Source organism: Mesorhizobium sp. L48C026A00, from assembly GCF_000502375.1.
In the GTDB taxonomy this organism is placed as follows: Bacteria; Pseudomonadota; Alphaproteobacteria; order Rhizobiales; family Rhizobiaceae; genus Mesorhizobium; species Mesorhizobium muleiense.
The window spans coordinates 1-24,826 of sequence record NZ_AYWU01000048.1 but is presented as its reverse complement, the minus strand read 5'-3'; the positions used below and the strand labels follow the sequence as shown (position 1 = coordinate 24,826).

The following is a 24,826-nucleotide window of genomic DNA, read 5'->3' as shown; positions in this document are numbered from 1 at the left end:
CGCGATCAGCATAACACGGTCCTCGTTTACTTCAGCAAAGACCCGCCACAGCACGTCTTTCCAGCCACGGCTGGGAATCTCTGACGGCCATTCGGCATTGCGTCCGCGGCCCTCCCGTTCGGCCCGCTGCTCAAGTTGCACTTGGTTGTCGTAAGCGTCGTCGGTGGTCTTCTTCGACATGGCTGCCGGTCCGGAGCATCTTCTTCGCGGGGCAAACGTATAAATGCGCCAAAGGATGCAGGTGCAGACCTGCGCTCACAAATAAACATCCACCGACTGCAGAACACTGCGCCATCCACATGCGACGAGTTTATTTAATAGCAACACTGCCCTGTTCAGGACCTTCAGTGGCTTGTTCGAGCAACAATGAGAATACGCCAGCTTTCCACCAAGTCGGCCATTCGCGGTAGTCGGCTGACTGCGTTTTAACATTTCGCGGCCGGCCGGCGCGGATAGGCGTGGGTGACCGCGAGCTGCGCCTCTCTCGGCGCGTCCAGCCGTCTTTAGCATGCAAGCGACCATCGCTTGAAAGCTAGGCTCCATCGCCTCCTGACAGTTGAAGCTGGGCGAAATCGCGGGCCAACCTAGTATCGCGTAGGGGTGCCGGCACATCGCTCATTACCCGAACTCACCCCCAGGCGATTACTCGTGCAGAGGCAACTCAAAATTTGCGGCTCAAGTACGACGAGCCTGCCAGTCCGAAGCGCCACTCGAGATCAACAGCCTTGGAGATGCCGACCCGGTGTCCCGTTAAGATGGAGCTGGTTCTTGCTCCTGACGGCAGCTTGAACTGGAACGGAAGCTCGTCCAATGGCAGCCCGTCATAAGATGCATCGACAGCAAGCGCCTGGCAAAGGCGACCGGGTCCCGAACAAAGAAGTCGAAGGTCATCAACGCCGCGATTGGCCCGCATCAGGTCGAGCTTTGATTGCGGTTCGATCGCGCGCACAAGGACAGCACTACCGGGAAGACAGACGGCATTCAGGCACCAATGCAGACCATAGGACCGATAGACGTATGCGCTCCCTGAGGCGCCGAACATTGCGGAGTTTCGCGAAGTCCGACCACAAAAAGTGTGTGAGGCTGGGTCATTGGCGCGATAGGCTTCCGTTTCGACGACGATCCCGCCCACGCCGTGCACAAGAAGCGTGGCGCCAATCATATCGCGAGCGACAACGCAGGCGTCCCGGGCAAAGAACTGGCGGTTCGTGATCAACGCCTGCACCAGATCTCGACCGCGCCGAAACATGGGGCGAACAAGAACATTCCCGCTCCGGCTGCAAAAGGCCAATCCACCAAGGCCAAACTCGCGATCATCAGCATCGCGGCGCTTCCTGCTGAACTCGGATAGCTCTGATCGCCTATAATGAGGGTCGATTGGCTATTCAACAGCGCCTAGCCCCAGCGGTCGAAGTGATTGGAAGGTTGAAGTTCGTTGCCGGCGTAGAAAAGAGAGACCCGGAAGACCGTGCCCGCTGCCGCGCTTGCGATGCCGCGATGCGTTAGGTGGCCGGAGAAAATCCTCGTGCGCTGCTCGGGAGCAATACCACGAAGGAACGTGACAGGCTCTGCGATCGTTGAAGACTTTTGATCGAGCCATATCATGCCATCGACCTCGATAAGAAAAATGGCCTACGATCCCGACAGCAGAATCCTCTCGGTGTGGTTCGTCGCCAGCGGCAAACGATACGAATTTGAGGAAGTGCCGCCGGAGACCTTCGCCGCGTTCAAAGCCGCCTTGCGAAAGGCCGCTATTTCAACGAGCACATCCGGAATCACTTCCGGTACCGTCAGGTTGCGGCCGGCAAGGATGCGGGATGACGGCAAGCTGTTGATATATTCCAACTGCCGGTTTGTGGACGCAGCGCAGCCGGCGCGCGTAGGATTTTCTTACGATCCCCGCCCGCCCTGTGCAAACGACTGATAGCCCGCCGTGCCGAAAGGTGCGGCGGGCTTTTTTGTTGTCTGGGGGGAACACGATCTGGCGACAATCGTTCGGGCGCCAACAAAAGCGCCGTACAAGATCGAGGTACAACAATGCGGGAAAGGCAAGGCTTAACCGATAAAGAAAAATACGACCGACAGGAGCGCACGTCGGATGCTGCGCGGGCATTAACAGACGTTGAGCGCGTCGCACGAGACGCAAAGACGGCTCGGCTGCGGGAGCAACGACTTAAAGCCGAGACAGCTCTCCCTGCTACATCGGCACCGAAACCGAAGAGGAATTCGAAGACCAAGAAGTCGTAGATGGCACGCTGCACCTGCGCCCTACAATCAGCCGCGGTCCTCTCCGCAGGCCGCGTGAATCGACGGCCGATGTGCAAAGGTCGAGCGTGGAATGCTGTGCGATTTGGGGTGCGGGATTTTAGGCGCTTGATTACTGCTCAGCGTATCGTCTGCGGCAATGCGATCCAACAGCTTACGGGTGCCAGTATTAGGGCGGCGGGTATCGTTTATCGTCTGGCGAAGATCATCGATATCTGCTCGCGCGCGACCCTCATTCAATCGAGCCGGTTCTATTCAAAATTGTCCCATATGGATAGCATTGTGAATGCTCCTAAGCGTCCGGCGGCTTCAGCCGGCTTTTCAGTAGCCGAGCTTCCCGAAGTAGTGATGCCCGATCGGTGCCGATCAACTTGATCAGCTCGCGCGCTTGAGCTTCAGTTATTCCGGCTTCCTTGGCGAGGAACTGCGCCTGGAAATCCGTCATTCGNGATCAGCTCGCGCGCTTGAGCTTCAGTTATTCCGGCTTCCTTGGCGAGGAACTGCGCCTGGAAATCCGTCATTCGGTCGCGGTCGGACTTTTCTTCCTCGCCCATGGTGAGCCTTTTACACTTGGATTGAACCGGAACGCCGGCGGGAGGGTTTTGTTGCGATCAATGGCGCAAACTTTCCAGGCATATTTCGCTTTCTCTGGAACACATGCTTGAGATGAATGTTCGGGAAGTGCAGCAATCTTGTTCCCTCCCAACGATGGGCTGCAGATCGGAGATGCACCGATCGGCCCGCGTCCTTTCCTCGTGGGGCGCGGGCTTTATTGTTCGCACCGAACACCAGGCGCATGTGTTTCGCCGGCATGAAGGCAACTGCTCAGCGAAATGGCCGCTTTTGCAGATCCAGGCTTTTGGATCACGCCCTACCGTTGTTCTGGTTCCCCATGCCTCGCCGTCGCACTGCTTGTCTTTCAACGGTGATTGTTGTCGTTTCCCGGGCAGCATGGAACCGACGGGCAGAAACCTTCAGGCGCTATTTTCAAGACGCTACGCGCCGATCGGGGTAATGTGTTCTCATCGGCGATAGACAACGGGCATCGCTGGCTGTGAGCGACCACCGCGCTTCCGCCCCAAATGGGAGGAAAGACATATGAGGAGCATGAATGAAAGAAACTCAGAAAGAGAGGAGCGGCGAAAGAGCCTGTCCGGCGCGACCCTAACGCTCCGATCGAAAACCGGCAACGAGCGCGGACGAGCCACCGACCCGGTTGTAAACACCCTGGATCCGCCGCCGATGGAACCCCCGAAAGAGCCCAAAGAATTGGCGAAGGCAAGCAACTCAGCCGAAACACAAGCCGTAACAGTTCCCGCGGAACTGCTACAGCCTCGGAACCTCAGCTCGTCGACTAAGGTCGATCTACATTGCGGATGCGATTACGCTCAATGTCTTCTGCTGGGTACGGTTCCGCATAGGGATCAAAGCCGGTCCAGCCGCCAGCCTCGTATTCACTGCGGCGCTCGGCGAGATCGATCGACCTGGACTGTTCAAGGATCCGTTCGGCATCTGGAACAAGCTGATCCTCGACCTTGGCCGTTACAAGAGCGCCGCCACGACGTACGCCTTCTGCATAAACATGGGCATCCGCTTCAGGTACGCCAGCATCTGTCATTGCGCCGATAATTCCGCCCGTTGCTCCCCCTACAGCGGCACCGGCAACTGCCCCCGCTGCGGTAGCCGCCAGCCATCCGGCGGCAACTACTGGCCCGACGCCCGGAATGGCCATGATGCCTAACCCTGTGAGCAATCCTCCTGCGCCCCCGATGACTGCCCCAATTCCCGCGCCAGCCGTCGCATCTTCTGCAGCTTCCGAGCGATCACCGTCGTACCAACCCGTTGCATTATTGGCGACGATGCTGATGTCGGAGTTTGGAATGCCCATTGCTTCCAATTCACCCACCGCGTCGGCTGCTTCATCATAATCGTCAAATAAACCCGTTACCGTTTTCATGGTTGAACTCCTGAGTGTCTGTTCAGTTGGTGCTGGCAACGATGTTGCCTTGATAATCCAAACCTACCGCGGTGCTCTTTCCGTTCTTCATGGCCTGACCGCGCCAGATGCCTTGGTCGTCCTTTTTAAGGTCAGATACATCAGAATAACCGGCATCTTGGATGCGGCTCCTGGCCTGATCTTCCGTGAAGCTGTTGGCACCGGGAACCAGCGCCCCGGTGTTCGGGGTATCGGTTGTATTCACCGCGGGTGTGGTCGAACTCGTACTGGAAGGCCCGGCAGCCATTTTAGATGCAATGTCTTCTACCATTTGCTGATGTGCCTTAAGCGTGGGCACCGTGTCTTTCGCGAACGACTTGAGGGCCGCATTGTCTCCGTCGCGTGAATAGCTTTCGAACAGTTTGACGGCGTCGGCATGTGCTGTGCGTTGCATCTCGACATAGGGCTCATCAACCGGCGCCTTGGCGGACTGAAGCTTCTCCAGATCCGTCTTGTGCTTAGCGTCCATTTGCGTGGGAACCTTGAGCTTCTGGTCGCCAGCGACGCTCTCCAGCTTGGCGTTAGCCGCACCATGATCGTCGATCATTTTCTGCGCGAATTGCTTGACCTGCTGGTCGTCAAGCTTGCTCAGAACACTCAGGCTCGATTCGACTTCGAACCTTCCACCGACAGCAGCTTTGTCGACGAAATCCTGTGCGCTGTCCGCGGCCAACGAGGGTAGGGCGAAGGCGATAGCAGTGGCGGTAACTAAGCCGCCAAGAAGGTGTCGAACTTTCATGGGCTTTATCCTTGTTTGGTAGTGCACGACTGTGGCTGGTGCACGACGATGCTACCGACCCAACAAGGCAGGACCCTCTTTGTTCCAGGGTGAGAATGCCCGAAGGCAAGTTGTTTCGAGTGCCGGGCGAGCAAAAACGAGCAAACCCCGCCTTGCGAGCGGCTGCAGCACGCCAGGACGTAGCATGTCGCCTTTCCTTCCGAGGTCAGCCCGCCAAAGTCATCAGGCGACTTCGCCCGACAGCTTGCCTATTCGGCGCGTTCCGCAGGTTCCATGCTGGCACGCGCTTGGGACGTAGACTCCGCACTTGGCAGCGGTGCCGAGCGCTTCGGCGAGATCGGACGCCAGGTCCTGAATGCCGACACCGGTCCGTCCTCGGCGCACCTCGCAGTGCTCAATGGGTTGCTTCATCACGGCCGACGCCACTGCAATCGGCACCGCCAAGTCGATACCGACACTTGCCACCGGCAGGCGCGATGATGGCAGTGTTGATCCCGAGAAGGCGGCCATCGGCGGTGACCCGCGCATCGCCGGAATTACCAGGGTCCACCCGAGAAAAACGCGACGAGAGTGGTCGAGGAACAATGCAGGAAACGGCTTGATGTTGCCGCCGGCGGGCTACTGCTTGGTCGGCGCCGTGGTGTCGTCGGCGATCGCCTGGCTTGCCAGTTCCGCCTTGATGTCGCGCGCCAGTTGCAGATGCTCGAGCACTGTCGGCAAAGTCTCCGAGGCGAAATGCTGAAGGTCGGCGTCCTGTCCCGACCCGATCTCCCATTCAAGCAGCTGCACCGTCTTCTGGTGATCGGTGATCTGCCCGCTGATATAGGCCATATCGAATTTCGCCCCGTCGAGCTTTTCAAGCTCGGCCCGCTGCCGCTCGTGCTCCTCATCGAGCCCTTCCGGCAGCGGAATCCTATTGGTCTCAGCGAGAGATTTCAGTTTCGCGTTCGCCGCCGAGTGGTCGTCGACCATGCGGCCGGCAAATGCCGTGACGGCGGAGTTGTCGGACTTTTTCGCGAGCTTGCCGAATTCGACCTCGGCTGCGCCGCCGGCGGCGGCGAGCTGCGCGAACAGCCGGTCCTGGTAGTTGGTCTGATGAGGCGCCGGCTGTCCCGGCGCCTCCATCCTGGTATCCGGGGCCATGCCGGCCGGGTTTCCGATCTGGGCCAAAAGGGGCGATACCGAGAGAGGCGATGCGCAAAACACCGCCAATCCCAAAGCAGTTGCAAAGACACGCATGAGAACCTCCTTCGAAGCTCGGTCGGCCTGCCACAGTCAAAGCGCGAGCATATAGGCAACGAGGTCGTTCTTTTCGTCCTCGGTGAGCTTGGTGCCGAGCACCAGCTTGAAAAACTCCACCGTATCGGCGAGCGTCATCAGACGGCCGTCATGCAGATACGGCGGCGTGTCCTTTATGCCGCGCAGCGTAAACGTCTTGATCGGTCCGTCCGGCAATTCCACCATGTCGTTGAAGGTCTGCCCCGGTCTATAGAAGCGCTCCAGCTTCAGATCGTGCATGTTGTTGTCCATGAACGACGTTTGCGGGACATGGCATTGCGCGCAGCGGCCCTTGCCCATGAACACGCGCTCACCTGCCAGTTCCTGCTCGCTGGCCATGGCGGGATCGAGCCGGCCGAACGGATCGAGCTTCGGCGCCGGCGGAAAATCGATGATGTTCTGCATCTGCGCCATCATCGCCACCTGGTTTGTACGATCGGGCAGGTTGACGCCCTTCCTGGTAGCGCTGACATGATCGCCGTTGAAGTATGCGGTGCGCTGCTCGAACTCGGTAAAATCCTCGACCGAGCGCAGCGACCGTTTCGACCCATGGATCTGCTGGTTGAACAGACCGCGCAGGCTGGTCGTGTCAAGACGGAAGCGCGCGGCCTGCGGTCTGACATCGGGCGTCAGATGAAAGGCAGCGTTGGTGTTGAAGTTGGCATGGCAATCGAGGCAGGTTACGCCCAGGCTCTGCGCCGCCACCTTGCGGTCCTCGGTCTGATTGAATTCCTCCTGCGGGAATGGCGTCAGGAGAAGCCGCAGCCCTTCCATCTGAACCGGCGTGATGATGCCATTCATGATTTCATAGTAGTTGCGGATTGTCAGCAACTCGCCGCGGGAAACGTCGCCCAGTTCCGGATGGGTAGTCAGGAAAATCGGTGACGGGAACTCTGGCGTAAGGTGATCGGGAAGATCGAAATCGACGTCGAAGCGTCGGAGATCACGCCCCTCCTGCCGGCCGATCTCGCGAATTTCTTCTTCCGGAAAAACCTGTCCCCCGGTCGCCTGTTTGACATGCGGCAGCGGCAGAAGACCGTTGGGCAGCAGGTTGCGGTCACGGATCTCGCCAGGGCTCATCTCTGCCAGGCCCTGCCAGGTCTGGCCCTTCGCCAGCTTGACCCGGACGCCGTGCTGGACAGGTTTTGTCCCGCCCGACATCATTGCGCCTGGCATGGGGCGATCCGACAAATCGTATCGCTCCTCCAGCAAAGCCCTCTGGCGCGCCATCACGCGCGGCTTCTGCGCTTCGTCGTCGGCCTTGACGGCGGAGAATGGACGGGCGGGCAGTGGTCGGTAGGTTGTATCGGGCGGCAGTGGATCCGATAGGGCGCTGAGGCTGGCGGCCGCAACGATAAGAGCGCACGGAATGCCTGCATTCAACACTCTGCGCATTTTTCCCTCCATGGCTGAAGTGCCCCGAACCGCGCTGCCCGTGATTTGTTCCCGCCGCGAGCGCAATCGCGATCGACCAGTTCGATGTATGCGTACGGTGCCGGAACTAGCGAGGCTCACCTGGCGACTCCCGTTTGCCCCGCCTTGCCAGCGCCAAGCCGCCAATCAGCATCAGCGCACCCCAAATCAGGAACCCGATGTCCCAATAGATCCACTGGTCCTGCGGGACGGTTTCGTTGACATGGTGAATGCCGAGAAGCTGGTGATTGATCACCCCTTCGACCAAATTGAACATCCCGAAGCCCATGAGCATCGTCCCAAGCAACATCTTTCCCGACCACCAGAGATGAGATTTGTGAGCGGTGCGCCAGAGCACGACCAAACCAAGCACGACGAAGATGTAAGTGCAGGCGTGGAACAGCCCATCGAGAAGCGTGTTGAACCGAAGGTTCTCAACACTGTTGGCGGGATAGCCGGCGCTGGTTGCCATATGATGCCACTGCAGCAACTGGTGCAGCACGATTCCATCGAAGAATCCGCCCAGGCCAAGCCCGAGCAGAATACCTGCGGACGTCGGAAATCGGCGATGCTCCAAAGCCATCGTCGCCATCCTTTTTCTCCTCAGGCAACCTAACCTCGGGCCAGGCCATGTGTTCCCCTACCCTGCGGGTTGGATACGCGCGCAGCTAAGGTCGCAAGAATCGGATGTTTAGGCAGCGGAAGCGGCGGCGATGACAACATCCATTCGAACAGATGAAAGGCTGCGCTTCTGGCGGAGAGGGCGGCCGATCGCGTCGCTGTTCCGAGTTTTATGACACTCGACCGAGATCGCGCTTTCGCCTTCGACGCTCGAGGACGATGGAATCAAGGATACAGCGCAGATTCGCTATGACATCTTCCACGAAATAACTTGTTGATCTTCCCACGCAATGTGCCAACAAATGCGCTTGGGGTTCTGTCCGGGGAGCTCCCTCAGGCGATCCTTGGGCGCATCACCGGTGATCTTTCGGGGAGTGTCATGCCGATCTATGACAAGCCGGGAGAGCGGGTGTGTTCCTCCCCTCTGACTTGGCGCTATTTGGCCGCGTGTTTGATCAGCTGAAGCTGGGGCTCAATCGGAGAAGCAACATGAAGCACTCGCGTCTCGGATCATGGCCATTTATATGGCCGGCGTGAGGGACGAGGAAGAACTTCTTTCGGCCTCCAGACAGCCGCTTGGCCGGTGAGCTTGTGATGACTGTGCGTCACGCGATCGAGGGAGCGGCGGGCTTCGGCCAAATTCTCGGCGAGAGTCTCTAGCAGGGCTTCGCTTTCGGGGAGGATATGTCCGCACTGGCGCTCATGCTCGACAACTCTGTCTTGGAATGACACCGCCTTCTCATAGTGAGTGACGAGGCTGGAATATAGATGCTGCATCGTACTTCTCCCTGATTAGGCGAAAGCACGTTGCTCGCTCTCAAGCGCTCAATTGCAGCAAGGTATGGGCGACCGGGAAACCCTACTCTCCTTAAGAGCAAAGCGCCACCATGCACTCGCCAACCGAAAGCCCGCCGTGGCTAAAGGGTGCCAACCGCCGGTTAGTAGACGCGACGCAGCTGACGAGCGTAGGATTTCCTACGATCTAGGCATATGCCCTCCGCCCACACCCCGTGCCTGGTGAACGACTGAAAGCCCGCCGTGCCGATAGGTGCGGCGGGTTTTTGTCCTCCGTCCGGGAACTCTGGCCGAGCACATTTGAATTGCGCAGCACTGGTCCCGTGCTGAGAGATCGGCTTTGCCCGGTTTCCGCGCCTATGCGCGGGACGGCATTAAAGACGAAGACATTTTCCGGGTTGCCCCTCAATCTGGAATACATGGAGCCGAATATTACCTGCGCGGCTCCACCGGGAAGGAATCGACGATTCCGATGCCGGTCCGGAGGGATTGTAGGCCGGGAGATCGGCCGAAAGTGTCCTTGCGAGAGGCGAGGGCGGCCTTGGTCCGTTCAGAGATCAGCCGCCGCCCTTTCTCGGCGAGCGCGGCATCCAGGTGAAGCCTAAACGGGTCAGCGTTTGTGCCAAGTTCGGCTACCTTGAGACGAGCGGGGACGACCATCTGCTTTCGACTGCGGTTAATCGGCGGCATGGACAAGCTCGTTGACGAGAACAGGCCGAGACGGAAGGACTGGGGCTATGGAACCCTGAACAGGCGCATGTTGTTGATGGTCATTGCCGGCCCCCTATCCGGGCCCGCAAAATCCAAACAGAAGGAGTAACGAGTGTTGGCCAGTCAACGAGGAAGGCGCGTCCGCGCTGAGATTGCTCTTGCCCAGAACCTGATGCTCGCGCCCTGGGTTGTGGGGTTGCGGTTGCCGATCCTGGTTGCCGAGGCAACCGGTTCGCTGGTTTCAGGTCGGCCGGAAACCGTCAAGGCGGTGAGCGAAAAAGTTTCGGCCCTTGCGCAGGGGATTTTTGCGGCACAGGTGGCTTGGACGCGGGGCGCATTGACATTGCCGCTCGCCATAGCCGACGCGTCATCGCCGCTGGCCGATATCGGGCAATCAATGGCCCTTGCTGCTCTTGAACCTGCGGGGCGGCAGGTTCGCCTAAATCACCGCCGGCTTTCCAGGCGCCGCAAACGGTGAAGCCGCAAGAGGCGAAAACACCCGCAGCAACGCTGCAACTGCCGCAGTCCATCGATGAATGTTCGATGGCAGTGTAAAACTTGGCGGAATTTCAATGAAAACCTCTTCCGGGGCGGCGGCGCAGAAAATGATTTCTACCACCGTATACCCGGGCGGTCGCAATCACCTGACAGACGCGAAAAGAACGCGCCGTCGGCGGATTGACACTTCAGTTGGGATACAGCTCCTTGCCGTTAATGGAGGTGTCGGGAACTGAGCTTCGGTTCGGCGGTTAGAAAAGAGGGAGAGTTACGGAGGTTAGGTGAACGGCTTGCTGAAGACTGGACTTTCGACAGGCGTGACCGGAACGGTCGCAAGTGTTGTGACGGCGGCGTTCCTCGCCCTTCTGGCCAAAGCCGAAGGAAAGTCGGCGCTGCAGCCGACCAACGCCACCAGCCACTGGCTCCACGGCGACAAGGCTGGTGCGATTAGGAAGGCCGACCTCGCGCACACGGCGGTCGGCTTCGGCACCCATCATGCTTCGGCCATATTCTGGGCCGCTCCTTTCGAGGCTTGGCTCGCCAGAAATCCTCCGCGGTCGCCGCTACTGATGCTGCGCGATGCCTGCGCGGTAGCCGCGATCGCTGCGGCTGTGGACTATCTCGTTGTGCCGAAGCGGCTGACCCCGGGCTGGGAGACAGTGCTTTCTAAGCGCTCCATCGCAGCTGCGTATGTAGCGCTCGCTCTGGGTTTGGCTGCCGGCGGACTAGTCGCGCAGGAGATGCGAAAGGCGAGGTAGGGCAATAGCGCCGCGCATTTCGTGGCCATTGAACGCCTGTGCAAGAGCTTCTGTACCACGGCACGAAGTGGAGAACCGTTCGGCCCACGGCATCGCCGCGACCGCGGGTGTGTCAATGCTCACGCCGGTTTCGGAGATGAACGCCCTCCGGCCCGAGGCGACGGCTTTACTCCCCTTCAGCACGTCCAGGCACCCCTTAATTTGAAGCACGCTGCTGCACGACCATCTGCCGAGGATCGAGGGTGGAGAGAGATTCGCGCCGGCAAAAAGTTGACCGCTTTACAGGGGGCTGCCAGGCGGCCAGACCGCTATCTACTTTGTTTGAGCAGTTCCACGGAACCAACGGGTTTTCCCGCAGTTTTGTCAGTCAATGGAGGAAATTATGAACAACCAAAACATGGAACGGGATTCCGCGCCCAAGACACCAGATCACAGTGCAAAGAAGGACGTTGGGGCAACAGTGAGCGGCGCGTTCTCCAAGGCATCCGATTTGGCTCAAGAGGCAGCCGATACGGTCAAGCAGTCGGCCGCGGATGGTGCGTCAACAGTTGCCAGCCAAGTAAAGGAAATGCTGGATCGTCAGGTCGGCAGCGGTGCCGAGGTGATGGGTCACCTCGCAAGCTCGACAAAACGCGCTGCCGAGGACCTCGACAAAAGCGCACCGCTAGTCGCCGGTGTGGTCCGTACGTTCGCGAACCGAATCGATGGGTACGCAGACGATCTGCGGGACCAGTCGGTCGATCAGCTGGTCCGCGCCGCCTCCGATTTGACAAGGCGTCAGCCGGCATTGGTGTTCGGACTTGCCGCCCTTGCGGGTTTTTTGACATTTCGAACGCTGAAGAGCGCACCTCCGGCGTCGCCGCTTTCGAACGAGCCTATGCACGAACGTAACCGGCAAGGAGCGAACGAATTCCATGGCACATGAGCAGCTCAAGAATTCCACGCTTCCTCGCGCACTGTCGGACGTCGTTGCCGACCTTGCCGATCTTGTTCAAAAGGAGCTGCGACTGGCGCGCGCGGAGTTGTCTGAAAATCTCTTTGCCAAATTTCGGGCGGGTATTTGGATGTCCACTGCTGGCGTGCTGGGGCTGATCGCGGCATTTTTGGCAGTGCAGGCGCTTGTCTTCGGGATAGCCAGCCTTGGGATCGCAGTGCACTGGTCCTGCCTGATTGTTGCCGCCATCACGGCCGGGGCTGGAGCGCTCGCCTATTACAAGGGCCGCATGGACGCACACAAAGAGATAACGCCGACCCGTTCCATCCATCAGATCAAGCAGGACATCTCGACAACCAAGGAGCATCTGTCATGAGCCGCGAATCACGTACGGCCAATCTCGGAACGGCGGAATGGCTCATCGGCGCCGCCAAAAACAACCCGGAAGGTCTTCTCCTCGTTGCGGCCGGCTGCGCATTGTTGATGCGCCGCGGCGGGTCATCGGCCATCAGTAGCTTCTGGCATGCTGAGGAATCCCGCGGAAACAATGGCCACCGAAAGGCTCAGTCAAGGTCTTCGAGCACGCGCCCCGATGGACACGAGGCGGAAACCAGAGAAGGCGGCGCCCCAGCGGCGGTAGAGGCAGCACGTGAATATGTTTCCGAGATCGGCGAGAAGGTGGCGGCAACCGCAAGTTCCTACGCATCCTCGGCATCAACATATGCGGACGAGGCGCGGCGCAACGTCTCCCAGACATCGGAACAATTCGCCCGGCAGGCCCAATCCACTCTCCAGGATACGATGAACCGTGTGGCGCAAGAGCAGCCACTGACGCTGGCGCTGCTCGGTTTTGCCGCCGGGGCGGCTGTTGCAGCAGCCTTCCGGACCACCGACATTGAGAACCGGACCCTTGGCCCGGCCGCAGAGCAGCTGACGGACACCGCAGAAAGGGCTGGCGAACGGCTAAAGGAATCGACAGAGGAGGCGGGCAAACGTCTCAGGAGGGCAGCCAAGGAGCGCGGCCTTGATGCCGATGGCCTCAAGGAGGTTGCGAGCGACGTGGCTGGTGCGTTCGGCAGCGCCTTGTCGGGCGAGCAGCCAACCGAGTCCGCGCAGGCGCCATCCGCGAGTTCGGGTGGATCGCGCGCTCAATCGGCTCAGCGCGGCATGCCCCAGTCGGGCGGCATGGGCCGCTCGCAAGATAACTCGGCCAAATCGGACCAATCGCCACAATCGGATGCCTCTCGACCGAGCAAATCCGGACGGTCTAGCGGCAAGCGAGGCTCATAATGGGCGAGGCAAGTCTCCGCCAGCTCGAACATGATGTGGAGGCAGCCCGGGCTAGGCTCGCCGAACATCTGTCGACGCTGCGATCGCCAAATACATTGTCCGAGTTTACCGACGAGCTGAAGCAAGAGGCGCTCGAGGCAAAGGACGCGCTGGTCGAAAAAGCAAGATCGACCGCGCAGTCGACGGCGCAGGGGATCGTCGATGATCTCAAGGCAAAGGCGGCAGCCAACCCGAGCGCCGCATTGGTGATTGGGGCTGGTCTCGCTTGGCGTCTCCTGCACCGTCCGCCGATTGCAACTGCTTTGATCGGAGCGGGACTATTCAGCCTGTTGCGGACACCTTCAATACCAGACATGGGCGAGCAAGTTGATCGTTTCTCCTACGCCACAGAGCGCTTGAAGGAGCAAGCCGGCGAGCTGGCGGAGAAGGTCGGCGAACTGGGCGCCGAGACGGCGGAAGCAGTGAAGGAGCAAACAACTGAGCTGGCCGGCGCCGTCAAAGACAGAGTGCGGGATTGGAGCGCCGGGACGCCGAACATGATCGACGATATGCGGCAGACCTCCGGCGAGGCGGCCCAGCGAGTAGCCGCCACAGCCGGCTGGGCATCATCGGCTGTTCAGGGCGTCATGAGCGATCAGGAGACTCGAGACAAACTCCTGCTGGGCGCCGCAGGAGTAGCCATAGCGGCCGCTATGGCTCTTGCGTATCAGCGGCGGGAAGAGGAGAGGACGGCGGACGATTAATACTCGAACAGCAGCCACTGAAGGCTCGCGCACGAGCGACAGTCGTGGGAGATGCCGGTCTGGTAAAGATATCGCGCAGGAGCCTGTTGCTGGCCGCCGCCGCGGGACAAGCATTTTCCACGGTGCAAACTGTTTCCGCCGAGGACGTGGGGACGATGAACAAGGTTGTGCTACTAGGCGATTCCGTGTTCGACAACAGCGCCTATGTCGCCGATGGAGCAGATCTATTGGCCCACGTTTTGCGTCAGCTCCCGATAGGCTGGTCGGCCAAGCTGCTTGCCGTTGACGGTAGCGTCATGGCGGATGTGGGCCGGCAACTGAACCACCTGCCAGCTGACGCCACTCATCTGGTGGTAAGCATGGGAGGGAACGACGCGCTCGGCGTCTCCTCCGTTTTGAACGCTCCGTCGCGGTCCGTTGCCGACACTCTGCTGAGGCTCGCCGAAATTAGAGAGCAGTTTTCCTTGGAGTATATGTCGACGCTGGATGCCGTTCTGGCTGTAGGGCTGCCGACCGCGATTTGCTCGATCTATGATGTCCGGTATGCCGACCCCGACCAGAGACGCATTGCGGTAACGGCCCTGTCGATCCTCAACGATTGCATCACACGAGCAGCCGCCGTGCGCGGCGTTCCGCTGATCGACCTTCGCATTGTCTGCGGCGAGGACGCCGACTTTGTCAACGCCATCGAGCCTTCAGAACAGGGCGGCAAAAAGATTGCCGCGGCGATCGTGTCGTTCCTTGCCAAGCACGAATTTCGAAGCGGGCGTGCCGAACTGATTGTTCGGTAGCAGCGCTGGCAGTTGCCATTCATGGTCGATCGGGCCTTCCTCGGTGTTGCGGAGGACGAGGCAGCCGCTGAGCGGGCGTTTGTGGCCCTCCCAAGCGCGGACTTGTTCTCCCCCATCATCGCATCAGATTTGGTCAATGAGAAGCGGTCCTAGCCAAGTGACCGGCGCGAACAAAACAGTTTTTGACCCGGTTCTCTTGCCCTGGTGACGCGCCTTCGTGTTCGGAGAACGAAATTCGCATGGTGCCTCACCAGGATACGAAGCTAGGCGCCGAGCACTCACCACCTTCAATCCACGACCGTACGAAAGACGCTCAGCGGCCGGATCGCCCGCCCTTCCTCAGCGGCCGGATCGCCCCGCCCTTCCTCAGCGGGAAGGCTCTGTCGCCGCCAAGCGTCTAAGACCCCGAAATCGCCTGGATAAAGGAGGAGAGCCAATGATTAGACGGCTCCAGTCGGGAACAAAGTCGAATACCCATGATTTTGTATGCTGCCCAGAGTGGCAGGCCCGATAGCTATCCAACTGGTGTTCCATGGATTCTCCAACGTTGCCTCCGCCACCTCCGACTGAACTCAGCCAAGCACTGAAACGTAATATCCATGCGATTGAAGAGCGCTGGGCGAAGGAAGCAAGCGAGGCAACTTTGGAAGAGAAAATCGCTCAGGCGATTACTTCTTTTACGGGCAGTATGCGTTTCGTGTACCTTCACTTGGCCGTGTATGGCTGCTGGATCGTCTCGAACTTGGGCTGGATACCGATCACTCCGCCATTTGATCCGACATTCGTGATATTGGCTATGGTAGCTTCCGTCGAGGCCATATTCCTCTCGACCTTTGTACTGATCAGCCAAAACCGGATGTCAGCTGCCGCAGACAAACGGGCGGATCTGGACCTTCAGGTGAGCCTGCTGACGGAGCATGAACTCACAAAACTTGCTGAACTTGTCGATTCGATAGCGGATCGGTTGAATGTAAAACCAGCCTTAAGCGATATAGAAGTCGGCGAGATTAAGAGGGACATTGCGCCAGAAGCAGTGCTGGACGAGATCGAATCGAAGCAGCTGGAGGCTGCGGAGAAGCTGGACCAGCGCTGAATCGACACAACGCCCTAGTGCCGTGATTTCGAAGTTCTGGGCTTCGGGCGAACTTCGAAGTCGAAACGACAGTCGGCATCAATGCTTCCTACTGTCGGCAATGCCGCCCTACAGGAGCTTCATATCTTCGTGGGTGGTGACCAAGGTCACTGATGTGGCCAATTTTCCTTCTACCTCGTGAACCGAGGTCTCTTTCCAGCGCGCCCTGGTCTTCAGCCAGAAAATTGCTGCAGTGACGGCCTCCCGACCTTCACCGGTCGCCTTGCGGNAGTTTTCCCTCTAGCTCATGGATGGAGGCCCCCTTCCAGCGCGCCCTGGTCTTCAGCCAGAAAATTGCTGCAGTGACGGCCTCCCGACCTTCACCGGTCGCCTTGCGGTAGAGGCTTTCGGCGACCCGTGCGTTGGCCTTGATGGCGCCGCTCTCGAGCTCATGGGCGTAGATCGCCTTAAGGTCCTGCTCGTCTGTGGCGAGCACGCAGGCGATGTCCGCCGTGCTAAGCCCGAAGCCGGCCAGCGCCTCCACCCTGGAGCTCAGTCGCCGGTTTTCCAGAGGAGCTTCGATATCGGGGCTCATTCAGCCGCGTCTGCGTCCCAGAGGGTGACCGGACGTTTGCTGGCGGCGTGCCGGCAGGAGTCTCGCCCAAGGCTGCAGGATCCGGAGCGCGAAGGATGATGCGGCGGATCTCATGCACCTGCTCGATCGGCTTGCCGTCCAGGCCTGAGTGTTCGTTGACCGAGGTCTCCTTCCAGCGTCCGCGTGCCTTGAGCCAGAAGATGGCGGCGATGACCACTTCACGACCTTCGCCCGTTGCCTTGCGGGTTCTCCGCCACCTTGGCACTGGCCTCGGTGTGGCCAAAGGCCAGTTCGTGTTTATAGTGCTTGCGCAGCGTCTTCGCATCGATACCGAGCATCCCGGCAATGTCCGCCTCCGGAACACCATAGCCTGCCAGCGCCTCTACCTGACGGCGATGAAAAGCATCGGGCTGATGGCTAACAGTGCTCGCAGCCGCTCGTCAGCCGGCTGTACCTGGCGATAGGCGTCCTCGGACAGGCATATGGCCGCAGCGCCGCGACGACCTCCAGACGCGAGGAGCCGACCGCAAGTTTCCATAATATGCGGCATGGCCCTGCACCGGGTCGAGGCGCCGCCGGGCGGCAGCAATCTATTTGCCAACTCCAAAAGCTGCCAGACCGCTAATGGCCCCACCGAGACCACCAATGCCACGCTGCTGATCGCTGTCCCTTGGGGCGCGAAACTGGCTTCCAGGGTCGGGTAGCAACGCCGCCTTCGGGTTCGATGTTCACGCTCTGTGCTTCGAAAGTCGCATAAGATTGCAGTGCGGAACTCAGCGGCGGACCTATGCCGGGGCGCCTCACCATAACGTCTGGCCCTTTCCCAACCCGGACGGCTTTTCGCAGAATGCTGCAACGGGTCCGGGAGCAGGCATCATGTCTTTCGGGAAGGTTAGCGGATCGGGCCGCAGGTTAGTTCCCAACGTGCGCTGCCAGATAGGACGGAAACCGATGCCCGCAACGAAAGACCAGTGGAAGGCTTTCCGAGAAGAACTTAGCCAGCAGCTTGAGGATGAGCGCCGGTTTATCGCCAATGCCGAAGCAGGGAAAACCGGCATTTGGAGCGTTCAGCCGGGCAAGGGAAAAGTCGACACCACGGCCGCTCATGTTGAGATATCGAGGCGTGCAGTCCAGGCCCTTGAGGGGTGATTGCCAAGATCGATCAGGACCATCTGGCAGAATAATCATGACCTTCGCCGGCTACCGACTAAAAAGTGACTATCTGGGACAGCTCGGCGATGTCGCCATAGATTATCGAACCTTTGACGAGAAAACACTTGTCACCGAGGACTTCGAAGAGGGAGCTTGACGCGGTGCAAACCGGCAGGTTCTTCGGATTGGCGTACGTATCGAGCGTCGCGGTTTCGACCTTACGGTCCGCAGCTTCGGCATAGCTGATGCTGATCGCGATCACAGCGATAGCAAGGTGGCTCCGGGATAAGTAACGGCGGGACATGCATTAAAATAGCACCGGCCTTTGATGGGCTTCGTCCATCGATTGGATGAAGCGGTCACCTATATTAGCAATCTCTTGACTGAGGCGCCGGCCGCTCCAGACTCATGGAATGGCGCGGGGAATTGGGATTGGAGACCTGGTGGCGATCACGGCCATCGTCCGCAGGCGGGTCACTGAGGACCGCGTCAGCGTCTCAATCCCCTCTTACAATTTCCCGCATTCGATCATCGATCATACCAAGGTGAAGAAGGGGCAGCAGATCGAGCTACCGGAGAGGTCACGCGCATAGACGAGGAAACCGGCAGGGCAACCGTAGACCTGGGACCACTGGTGACGGTTGACATCGACAAGATCAGGCTAGTGGAGAAATACCGGCCGCCAAAGCGCAAGAAGCCGTTGCCTGACATGGTGGACTAGCAAGCTGCGAATGGCTGGAAACCAACGCCTATCTGCCAGTCCGAACTCTCGATGAGGAAAGCGAAACCGGCGGCAACGCCTAGGGACTTCCGCGATAACGCAATTACTTGATTTGCCAAGATCGGTACTATCCAACGGCGGCGGACCCCAATCCGCCTGGCCGGCGCCGTCAAGCGTCCTTACCCCAACGCCCCCTACAACCGGCGCCGGCCTTCCCCTTGCCAATCAGCAATCTTCGGTGGTCTTCTTCATTTGGCCGGGGGCGGCAGTCTTGGCGTCCGTGTCCTGCTGACCGGGGGCGGCTTCTTGCGCGCTGCCGGTCTGCTGGCCAGGTGCGCAATCCTTGGCCGAGTTCGGGTTCGTGCCGCTGGTGGTGGTGGTGTCAGTTCCCTGATCGGTGCTGGGCGTGGTCGTTGTCGTAGAAGTTCCGCCCGAAGCCCCTCTTTCGTGGAGATGAGTGCCGTGTCGCAATTGGGAACTTTGCTGCTGGGATCATGGCGGATGATTTCCTGGACCTATGAGGTCCTTGTATCCGGCGAAGTCAGAGACGCTTTCGGAAAGAATCCCAGAGGCGTTATCACCTATGCTGCGGACGGCCGAGTGATGGTCCTCGTGCTTAGTGAAGATCGCATAACACCCAACGATCTTGTCCCTACTCCCGACGAAAAGATCGGACTCTACGATTCGATGTTTGCCTATGCGGGGACATACTCGGTCGAAGACGATCGATTATTCACCATATTGACATGAGTTGGAACGCGACGTGGGAGGGCACCCAGCAAGTTCGTTTAATCAATACGGACGGTCGAATGCTGACTTATAAATCAGCCCCAGCGAAAAACCCCCTTGACGGTCGCGACTGCATTCACACCGTCAGGTTCGAGAAGATCGTTTCGCCTCATCACTAAAATGTACAACGCGCATCAAAGACCCTGCCATACGGTGGTGTCTCAGTTTGAGCTTCGGCTCACCACGCGTACCGGTCGTTGGGGTTTGGGCATACGAGCTCGTCGCCATTTTCGCTGTTTGATGGCCTAATCTGATTTTGGCGTGGCCCCAAGTCGTGGAGGTAAGTTTCATGAGCGATGCAACTTCACAGACCGTCTATTTTTATAATCGTCATCCCATCTCATGCGAAATCATCCTTGCGAAACTACGCGCCAGCCGTGGCCATCTCGACGGCTTGCGCCCTGAAGAGCTTTTTCCCCACGACCAAGATCATTATGGCGGCCTCGCCGCTACAGATGAGTTGGCGCGAGAAGCGCAGGTTAGCAACGGATCGCGCGTAGCCGATTTCTGTGCGGGGCTTGGCGGCACGGTCCGTTATCTGGCTCACAAATATGGAGCCGACGTCACTGGGATCGAATTGACGCCAGCGCGCGTCTCGGGCGCACAGGAGTTAACCAGACGAGTTGGCCTTCACGGTACTGCGCGGATTGTCGAGGGCAACGTGATGGACGTTCCGCTTCCTGACGCGAGCATGGACGCTGTCGTCAGCCAAGAAGCATTTTGCCACATTCCTGATGTGAAGAGAGCGGTTGCCGAAGCTTTTCGTATCCTGAGGACCGATAGCCGATTGGCATTCACAGATTGGATAGCTAATCAGCCGCTTACCGCTGCTGATGCGCAATTGATGAGGGAAGGAATGGCTATTCAGCCTCTTCGGACGATCCCCGAATATCGCAGTCTGGTCGAAAGCGTTGGCCTTAGAGTAATTTCGACAACAGATTTGACGGAAGAATGGGGACCAATTCTGAAGGAACGACTGGCAATGTATCAACTGCTGCGTGAAGAAGCCCGACAGGCTGGCACCCCAATGGGGCACGATGCATTCCACAAGTCCTACATCCGATTTGTTGACCTCATTCACGAGCGCAAGATGGGCGGCGTCAGGATGGTGGTTACGAAGTTGCCGCGTGATTGAGGAACGCCACGCATTACCGACTCTGCTCGCCCGCGCCGACGGGGTGGAGCGGGCGGACATGCCCCGCTAAAATTGATCTAGGCTGATTTATGAGTACACGGCTTAGCTCTCGTCACTGAAACCGAGCAGCGTTGCATGGCGTATGTGGCCGTGCTCGCCACGGAGATGCTTGACGCGCAGCTTCATCCCAGGCCCGACCCATTGCGTCGCCAGTCGCTTATTCATGGCTTTCGGAGGCGGTCCGGCGTGTTTCTGGACGCGCTCCCACAATCGTTGCCGCATGCCGTGGCCCAAGGTGATGAAGGCGGAACCGACATATTTCCCGGTGCCTGGTTCGGCCAGCAGGGCGAATGCAGCCTTGCCCCGCTCGCGCTCGACGCCGAGCAGCTTCGAATTCGTCGACCGTGAAGCTTTTTGTCTTCAGCCACTTCGTCGTCGGGCCGCTGCAATACTTGCTGCCGCGGCGCTTTGAAACGGGTCCTTCGATACCGGCCTTGTCAGACGTTAGCGTGAGAACTTGAGTGCACTGCCGGCATGAGTCTGTTTTTTGGGCCAGGAGCAGCCATTCTGAACGGTCCGCTTCGCGCCTCATCTTGGTCACACGAAGCAATTTCGCTGTTACTCGAAAGTGGACATCGGCAGCGCGAGGCATCTAGCGTTTGCACATTATGCTCGTCAGGCCACCCGCTCCACGGCCGATATGCCTCTTCCAAAGAGATTTCCGCCTACTCCATCAATTTGGGATTTTGGGATATAGTCCGGGGAACAGGGCAGCCCCCGCAGCCGAAGAGGAGAAGGGGCGTGGATATCGCGGCATGGCTACTGAGCCTCGGCCTGCAGCAATACGAGCCGGCTTTTCGCGAAAACGACATTGAAGCTGATACGCTTCCCCAGCTCACGGCCGACGATCTCGTGGCGCTCGGGGTCATATCGATCGGTCACCGCCGAAAGCTGCTCGCCGCCATCGACGCCCTGCGCGCTAGTTCGGATACAGCGGCCACCTCGACCACGAGATCCGTGGCGGCGGTCCCAGGGACAGCCCCGCCGCTTCCAGAGGCTGAGCGGCGGCAGCTAACGGTCATGTTCGTTGACGTCGTCGGCTCGACGGCACTCGCAGGCCGCCTGNGCCGCCTGGATCCGGAGGACATGCGCGAGGTGATTGGAGCCTACCATCGCAGTGTCGCTGACACAGTTGGCCGCCACGGCGGCTTCGTGGCGAAGTATATGGGCGACGGGGTCCTGGTCTACTTCGGTTGGCCACAAGCTGATGAAGCCGATCCCGAGCGCGCTGTGCGCGCCGCCTTGGCTACGCTGGAGGAGGTCGGCAAGGCCGCGTCAGCCGGCGAACGGCTGGTCGCTCGCATTGGCATAGCCAGTGGTCTCGCGGTGGTCGGCGACTTGCTGGGTGCCGGGGCCGCACAGGAGCAGGCGGTAATAGGCGAGACCCCAAACCTCGCCGCGCGCCTACAATCCCTCGCTGATCCTGGCTGCGCAGTGATCGACGCACAAACACGGCGGCGCATCGGCGGCTTGTTCGAGTGTCGCGAGCTTGGCGAATTTCATCTCAAAGGCCTGTCTGGCGCTGTGTGCGCGTGGCAGGTGCTTGGCGAGGCCTTGGTTGAGAGCCGCTTCGCGGCAATGCACGCGGCCTCCCTCTCGCCGCTGGTCGGGCGCGATGACGCGCTCGAGCTGCTGCTGCGCCGCTGGCAGCAAGCAAAGGACGGCGAAGGGCAGGTGGTGCTCATCTCCGGCGAACCCGGCATCGGCAAATCGCGCCTGATCGCTGCGCTCGAGGAGCGCGTGACCGGGGAGGCGCATCTCAGACTCAAGTATTTCTGCTCGCCGCATCACCGCGACAGCGCACTACAGCCCGTCATCGCACGCTGGCAGAACGATGCGGGTTTCGTGCGCAGCGAGTCTGCGGACGCACGGCTTGACAAGCTGGAAGCCGTGCTTCTCCCACTCGGGGCAACTCGCGAAGAGGTGACGCTCATTGCCGAGTTGCTCGGCGTGCCGGGTGGAGAGCGGTATCCGCCGCTGGAACTCACTTCGGAGCGCAAGAAGGAGCAGACCTTCGGAGCATTGAACCGGATTCTGGACGAAAGGGCACGTCGGTCCCCCGTGCTGATTCTGTTCGAGGACGCGCATTGGGCCGACCCAAGTTCGCTTGAGCTGTTGGACAGGTTAATCATGCGACTGGCCTTTTTGCCGGTGATGGTGATCATATCCTTCCGGCCAGAATTTCACGCGCCTTGGGTCGGCCAGGCTAGCGTAAGCTTGATGGCGCTGAGCCGGCTTGGTCCTCGCCAGGCGACGACGCTCGCAAGTCAGGTTGTCGTCGGTCAGGCGCTTCCGGCGGGGATGCTGGAGCGGATTGTGGCGCAGACCGATGGCGTACCTCTTTTCATCGAGGAATTGACCAAGGCTGTGCTGGAACGCGCCCGTCAGCCCGACAGCGCTGGTTCAGCGCTTTCGGTGCCGAGCACCTTGCAGGCTTCACTGATGGCACGGTTGGATCGGTTGCCGGTCGCAAAACAGGTGGCACAGATCGGCGCGGTCCTCGGCCGAGAGTTCAGCAATGAGCTGCTGGCCGCGGTGGCCGGAATTCCCGAGGCGGCATTGACGCAAGGATTGGACGAACTCGTAAGCGCCGGTCTCGCGTTCCGCCGCGGCACCCCGCCCGAACGTATCTACTCCTTCAAGCACGCTCTCGTTCAGGATGCCGCCTACGGGAGCCTGTTACGCAGCACACGACAGAAGTTGCACTCGCGGATCGCCAAGGCGCTGGAAGAGCGGTGGCCGGACGTGGTCGAAACCCAGCCGGAGCTGCTCGCCCATCACTTCACCCAAGCGGGCTCGATTGAGCACGCCGCCGATTACTGGCAGCGGGCTGGCGAACGCGCGTTCCGGCGCTCGGCAGCTGCGGAAGCCACAGGCCATCTTGCCAAGAGCATCGAACTCTGGCGAACCTTGCCGGAAGACCGCGCTCAAGCGGAGCGTGAGCTGCATCTCCAGACGATGCTCGGGCAGGGGTGCATCGCCCGCCACGGCTACGCCGCGTCGGAAACCGCCGCCGCTTTCGCCCGCGCCCGGGATTTGGTCGAGTCCCTAGGCGACGTGCCACAACAGTTCCCCGTGCTGTATGGGTTCTGGGCTGTTCAATACGTCCGAATGGCGGTTCGAGAGCAGCAGAACCTCGCCCGACATATTCTCGCCTTGGCCGAGCAGCACCCCGACCCGGAGCGACTATGCGTAGCGCACCGGATTTGCGGGGCGACCAACGAAATGACGGGCGAGCTGCCCGCCGCCCGGGAGCACCTCGAGCAAGCTATTGCGCTGTACTACCCGGAGCGGCACGGTTCCACAGCCTTTACCTTCGGACAAGACCTTGGGGTTGCCGTGCTGTCGCACCTGGTTTGGGTGCTGTGGCTGCTGGGCTACCCAGATCAGGCATCTCGCCGGCAAGCCGAAGCACTGGCGTTGGCGCGCCGTGTTGGCCACAAGAACACGCTAGGGTTTGCCCTGATGTACAGCGCGATGGCGGGTGCCTATGGCCACAACGCTGGAGTGGCCGCTGAGCACTCGGCATCCTTGCTGGAATTGGCCCGGGAGCAGAAATTTGATCTATGGCGCGCCGGCGCGACGGTGGTCAAGGGCTGGGCCACTGCTCGCCAAGGGCACGGAGCAGTCGGCACTGCGGCGATCGAGCGCGGTCTCGCGGAGTGGACGGGCAGCGGCGCAGAATGGATGCGACCATTCTTTCTCAGCCTGCTTGCCGACGCCTGCGCACTCTCCGGTGACGTGCTACGGGCGCTCGGGGAATTGGATGAGGCCATAGCGGCGGTCGAGCGGACGGGGCAGCGCTGGCCGGACGCCGAACTGCATCGATTGCGAGGGCAGTTCCTGACAGCTTTGCCGGACTGCGGAAGACCAGGCGAGGCAAGCGCCGCGTTTCAGAGCGCGATCCAGATCGCTCGGCGTCAATCCGCAAAGTCCTGGGAGCTACGCGCTGCCACCAGTCTCGCCCGGCTCTGGCGCGACGAGGGCAAGCATGCCGACGCCTGCAATCTGCTCGTGCCGGTTTATGCGTGGTTCACCGAAGGATTTGAGACACCGGACCTCAAAGAGGCCAAAGCAATGCTCGACACCTTAAAGTGAACAGAGGCCACGCTACTCTCGGGCGGCTCCTGAGCCATTGATGCCGGCCGAGACGCGCGTATTCGTCGATTTCGTGGCCGTGGCATTCAAGCGACGCCAGCGCCTCGACAAGATGTGCCGGCGGCCTCGCGTGAAGGCGTTAACCAGGCTCCGCCACTCGCTTTGCGACATGAGTGAAACGTCTGGTCATTGCCATTTCCGGACCTACACGGTGACATCCGACAACGTTGTCACGTTGATCTCCTTGCGGACCTTCGCGAGGCGAGACTGTGAATTAGCCCCGAAAGTTGAGACCCCCGGGCCGTGTGTGGACGCCCCCGGGAATGCAAGTGATTTCTTTCACTTTGGCGATGAGCAATGCGGTCGAGTTCC

General features: G+C 59.9%; 26 protein-coding genes and 2 pseudogenes. 16 read left to right on the top strand and 12 right to left on the bottom strand.

All coding sequences use genetic code 11. From position 1 onward, the window contains the following. Both X738_RS0144610 and X738_RS0144605 read right to left on the bottom strand, forming a co-directional pair. Positions 1-180, bottom strand: a pseudogene (locus X738_RS0144610) (hypothetical protein); the annotation flags it as partial. A 481-nt stretch (positions 181-661) separates the two neighbouring features. Then, positions 662-1,162, bottom strand: a complete 501-nt coding sequence (locus tag X738_RS0144605; RefSeq protein WP_245277867.1) for a DNA-3-methyladenine glycosylase — start codon at positions 1,160-1,162, stop codon at positions 662-664. Here X738_RS0144605 and X738_RS87965 point away from each other — a divergent pair. Then, complete coding sequence (locus X738_RS87965) at positions 1,136-1,351, top strand: hypothetical protein (protein ID WP_023803813.1); 216 nt, start codon at positions 1,136-1,138, stop codon at positions 1,349-1,351. The two genes, X738_RS0144605 and X738_RS87965, sit on opposite strands and share 27 nt — an antisense overlap. Positions 1,352-1,395: 44 nt before the next feature. Here X738_RS87965 and X738_RS78590 read toward each other — a convergent pair whose 3' ends face one another. Continuing rightward, positions 1,396-1,605, bottom strand: a complete 210-nt coding sequence (locus tag X738_RS78590) for a hypothetical protein (RefSeq protein ID WP_023803812.1) — start codon at positions 1,603-1,605, stop codon at positions 1,396-1,398. Between X738_RS78590 and X738_RS78585 the strand changes: the two genes are divergently transcribed. Further along, positions 1,604-1,924: a KTSC domain-containing protein gene (locus X738_RS78585; protein ID WP_023803811.1), complete on the top strand. Its 321-nt coding sequence runs from the start codon at positions 1,604-1,606 to the stop codon at positions 1,922-1,924. The two genes, X738_RS78590 and X738_RS78585, sit on opposite strands and share 2 nt — an antisense overlap. A 633-nt stretch (positions 1,925-2,557) precedes the next feature. Here X738_RS78585 and X738_RS86480 read toward each other — a convergent pair. The 7 genes and pseudogenes from X738_RS86480 to X738_RS78560 all read right to left on the bottom strand — a co-directional run bounded on the left by X738_RS86480 (position 2,558) and on the right by X738_RS78560 (position 8,283). Next, positions 2,558-2,710, bottom strand: coding sequence for a hypothetical protein (locus X738_RS86480; protein WP_023803810.1), 153 nt, complete (start codon positions 2,708-2,710; stop codon positions 2,558-2,560). 909 nt (positions 2,711-3,619) lie between these two features. Next, positions 3,620-4,222: a general stress protein gene (locus tag X738_RS78580; RefSeq protein WP_023803809.1), complete on the bottom strand. Its 603-nt coding sequence runs from the start codon at positions 4,220-4,222 to the stop codon at positions 3,620-3,622. 22 nt (positions 4,223-4,244) lie between these two features. Next, complete coding sequence (locus X738_RS78575) at positions 4,245-5,000, bottom strand: DUF4142 domain-containing protein (RefSeq protein ID WP_023803808.1); 756 nt, start codon at positions 4,998-5,000, stop codon at positions 4,245-4,247. Between the two features lie 314 nt (positions 5,001-5,314). Then, positions 5,315-5,550: pseudogene (locus tag X738_RS78570) on the bottom strand (serine endoprotease DegQ); the annotation flags it as partial. A gap of 68 nt (positions 5,551-5,618) precedes the next feature. Beyond that, the gene (locus tag X738_RS0144595) at positions 5,619-6,239 is read right to left on the bottom strand and encodes a DUF4142 domain-containing protein (protein ID WP_036270532.1); all 621 of its coding nucleotides are present in this window, start codon (positions 6,237-6,239) and stop codon (positions 5,619-5,621) included. Positions 6,240-6,275: 36 nt separating this feature from the next. Then, complete coding sequence (locus tag X738_RS78565) at positions 6,276-7,673, bottom strand: cytochrome b6 (protein WP_031257026.1); 1,398 nt, start codon at positions 7,671-7,673, stop codon at positions 6,276-6,278. A gap of 106 nt (positions 7,674-7,779) precedes the next feature. Further along, the gene (locus tag X738_RS78560) at positions 7,780-8,283 is read right to left on the bottom strand and encodes a DUF2243 domain-containing protein (RefSeq protein ID WP_023803804.1); all 504 of its coding nucleotides are present in this window, start codon (positions 8,281-8,283) and stop codon (positions 7,780-7,782) included. Positions 8,284-9,933: 1,650 nt separating this feature from the next. Between X738_RS78560 and X738_RS78550 the strand changes: the two genes are divergently transcribed. The 8 genes from X738_RS78550 to X738_RS0144590 all read left to right on the top strand — a co-directional run bounded on the left by X738_RS78550 (position 9,934) and on the right by X738_RS0144590 (position 15,925). Next, positions 9,934-10,296, top strand: a complete 363-nt coding sequence (locus tag X738_RS78550) for a hypothetical protein (RefSeq protein ID WP_128168792.1) — start codon at positions 9,934-9,936, stop codon at positions 10,294-10,296. Between the two features lie 301 nt (positions 10,297-10,597). Beyond that, positions 10,598-11,074 carry a hypothetical protein gene (locus X738_RS78545; protein WP_023803799.1) on the top strand — a complete coding sequence of 159 codons (477 nt, stop codon included), beginning with the start codon at positions 10,598-10,600 and terminating at the stop codon, positions 11,072-11,074. Between the two features lie 382 nt (positions 11,075-11,456). Beyond that, positions 11,457-11,999, top strand: coding sequence for a hypothetical protein (locus X738_RS78540; RefSeq protein ID WP_023803798.1), 543 nt, complete (start codon positions 11,457-11,459; stop codon positions 11,997-11,999). Continuing rightward, complete coding sequence (locus X738_RS78535; RefSeq protein ID WP_023803797.1) at positions 11,989-12,384, top strand: phage holin family protein; 396 nt, start codon at positions 11,989-11,991, stop codon at positions 12,382-12,384. The genes X738_RS78540 and X738_RS78535 overlap by 11 nt, the downstream gene beginning before the upstream one ends. After that, entirely contained in the window at positions 12,381-13,298 is a 918-nt protein-coding gene (locus X738_RS78530) for a hypothetical protein (protein WP_023803796.1), read from the top strand. Before X738_RS78535 ends, X738_RS78530 begins: the two co-directional genes overlap by 4 nt. Next, positions 13,298-14,041, top strand: a complete 744-nt coding sequence (locus X738_RS78525; RefSeq protein ID WP_023803795.1) for a hypothetical protein — start codon at positions 13,298-13,300, stop codon at positions 14,039-14,041. The genes X738_RS78530 and X738_RS78525 overlap by 1 nt, the downstream gene beginning before the upstream one ends. Positions 14,042-14,127: 86 nt before the next feature. Next, positions 14,128-14,832 (top strand): SGNH/GDSL hydrolase family protein, encoded by a 705-nt coding sequence (locus tag X738_RS78520; protein WP_023803794.1) that lies wholly within the window; start codon positions 14,128-14,130, stop codon positions 14,830-14,832. Positions 14,833-15,364: 532 nt separating this feature from the next. Further along, the gene (locus tag X738_RS0144590; RefSeq protein ID WP_031257020.1) at positions 15,365-15,925 is read left to right on the top strand and encodes a DUF1003 domain-containing protein; all 561 of its coding nucleotides are present in this window, start codon (positions 15,365-15,367) and stop codon (positions 15,923-15,925) included. Between the two features lie 1,486 nt (positions 15,926-17,411). Here X738_RS0144590 and X738_RS85605 read toward each other — a convergent pair. Next, complete coding sequence (locus X738_RS85605; RefSeq protein WP_128177132.1) at positions 17,412-17,687, bottom strand: hypothetical protein; 276 nt, start codon at positions 17,685-17,687, stop codon at positions 17,412-17,414. A gap of 19 nt (positions 17,688-17,706) precedes the next feature. After that, positions 17,707-17,955: a hypothetical protein gene (locus X738_RS78500; protein ID WP_031257018.1), complete on the bottom strand. Its 249-nt coding sequence runs from the start codon at positions 17,953-17,955 to the stop codon at positions 17,707-17,709. A gap of 139 nt (positions 17,956-18,094) precedes the next feature. Between X738_RS78500 and X738_RS88910 the strand changes: the two genes are divergently transcribed. From X738_RS88910 to X738_RS86700, 6 genes are all read left to right on the top strand, one after another. Further along, positions 18,095-18,244, top strand: coding sequence for a hypothetical protein (locus X738_RS88910; protein ID WP_306455004.1), 150 nt, complete (start codon positions 18,095-18,097; stop codon positions 18,242-18,244). Positions 18,245-18,834: 590 nt separating this feature from the next. Beyond that, complete coding sequence (locus X738_RS81900) at positions 18,835-19,122, top strand: lipocalin-like domain-containing protein (RefSeq protein ID WP_198032947.1); 288 nt, start codon at positions 18,835-18,837, stop codon at positions 19,120-19,122. A 328-nt stretch (positions 19,123-19,450) separates the two neighbouring features. Next, the gene (locus tag X738_RS81435; protein WP_023803783.1) at positions 19,451-20,296 is read left to right on the top strand and encodes a class I SAM-dependent methyltransferase; all 846 of its coding nucleotides are present in this window, start codon (positions 19,451-19,453) and stop codon (positions 20,294-20,296) included. A 135-nt stretch (positions 20,297-20,431) separates the two neighbouring features. Further along, positions 20,432-20,704, top strand: coding sequence for a hypothetical protein (locus X738_RS78480; RefSeq protein WP_023803782.1), 273 nt, complete (start codon positions 20,432-20,434; stop codon positions 20,702-20,704). 126 nt (positions 20,705-20,830) lie between these two features. Next, on the top strand, positions 20,831-24,454 hold the full coding sequence (locus X738_RS78475; protein ID WP_084833967.1) for an AAA family ATPase: 3,624 nt from the start codon (positions 20,831-20,833) through the stop codon (positions 24,452-24,454). 40 nt (positions 24,455-24,494) lie between these two features. Beyond that, positions 24,495-24,826, top strand: a 332-nt coding sequence (locus X738_RS86700) for a hypothetical protein (protein WP_036270529.1), incomplete at its 3' end; no start/stop codon positions are given.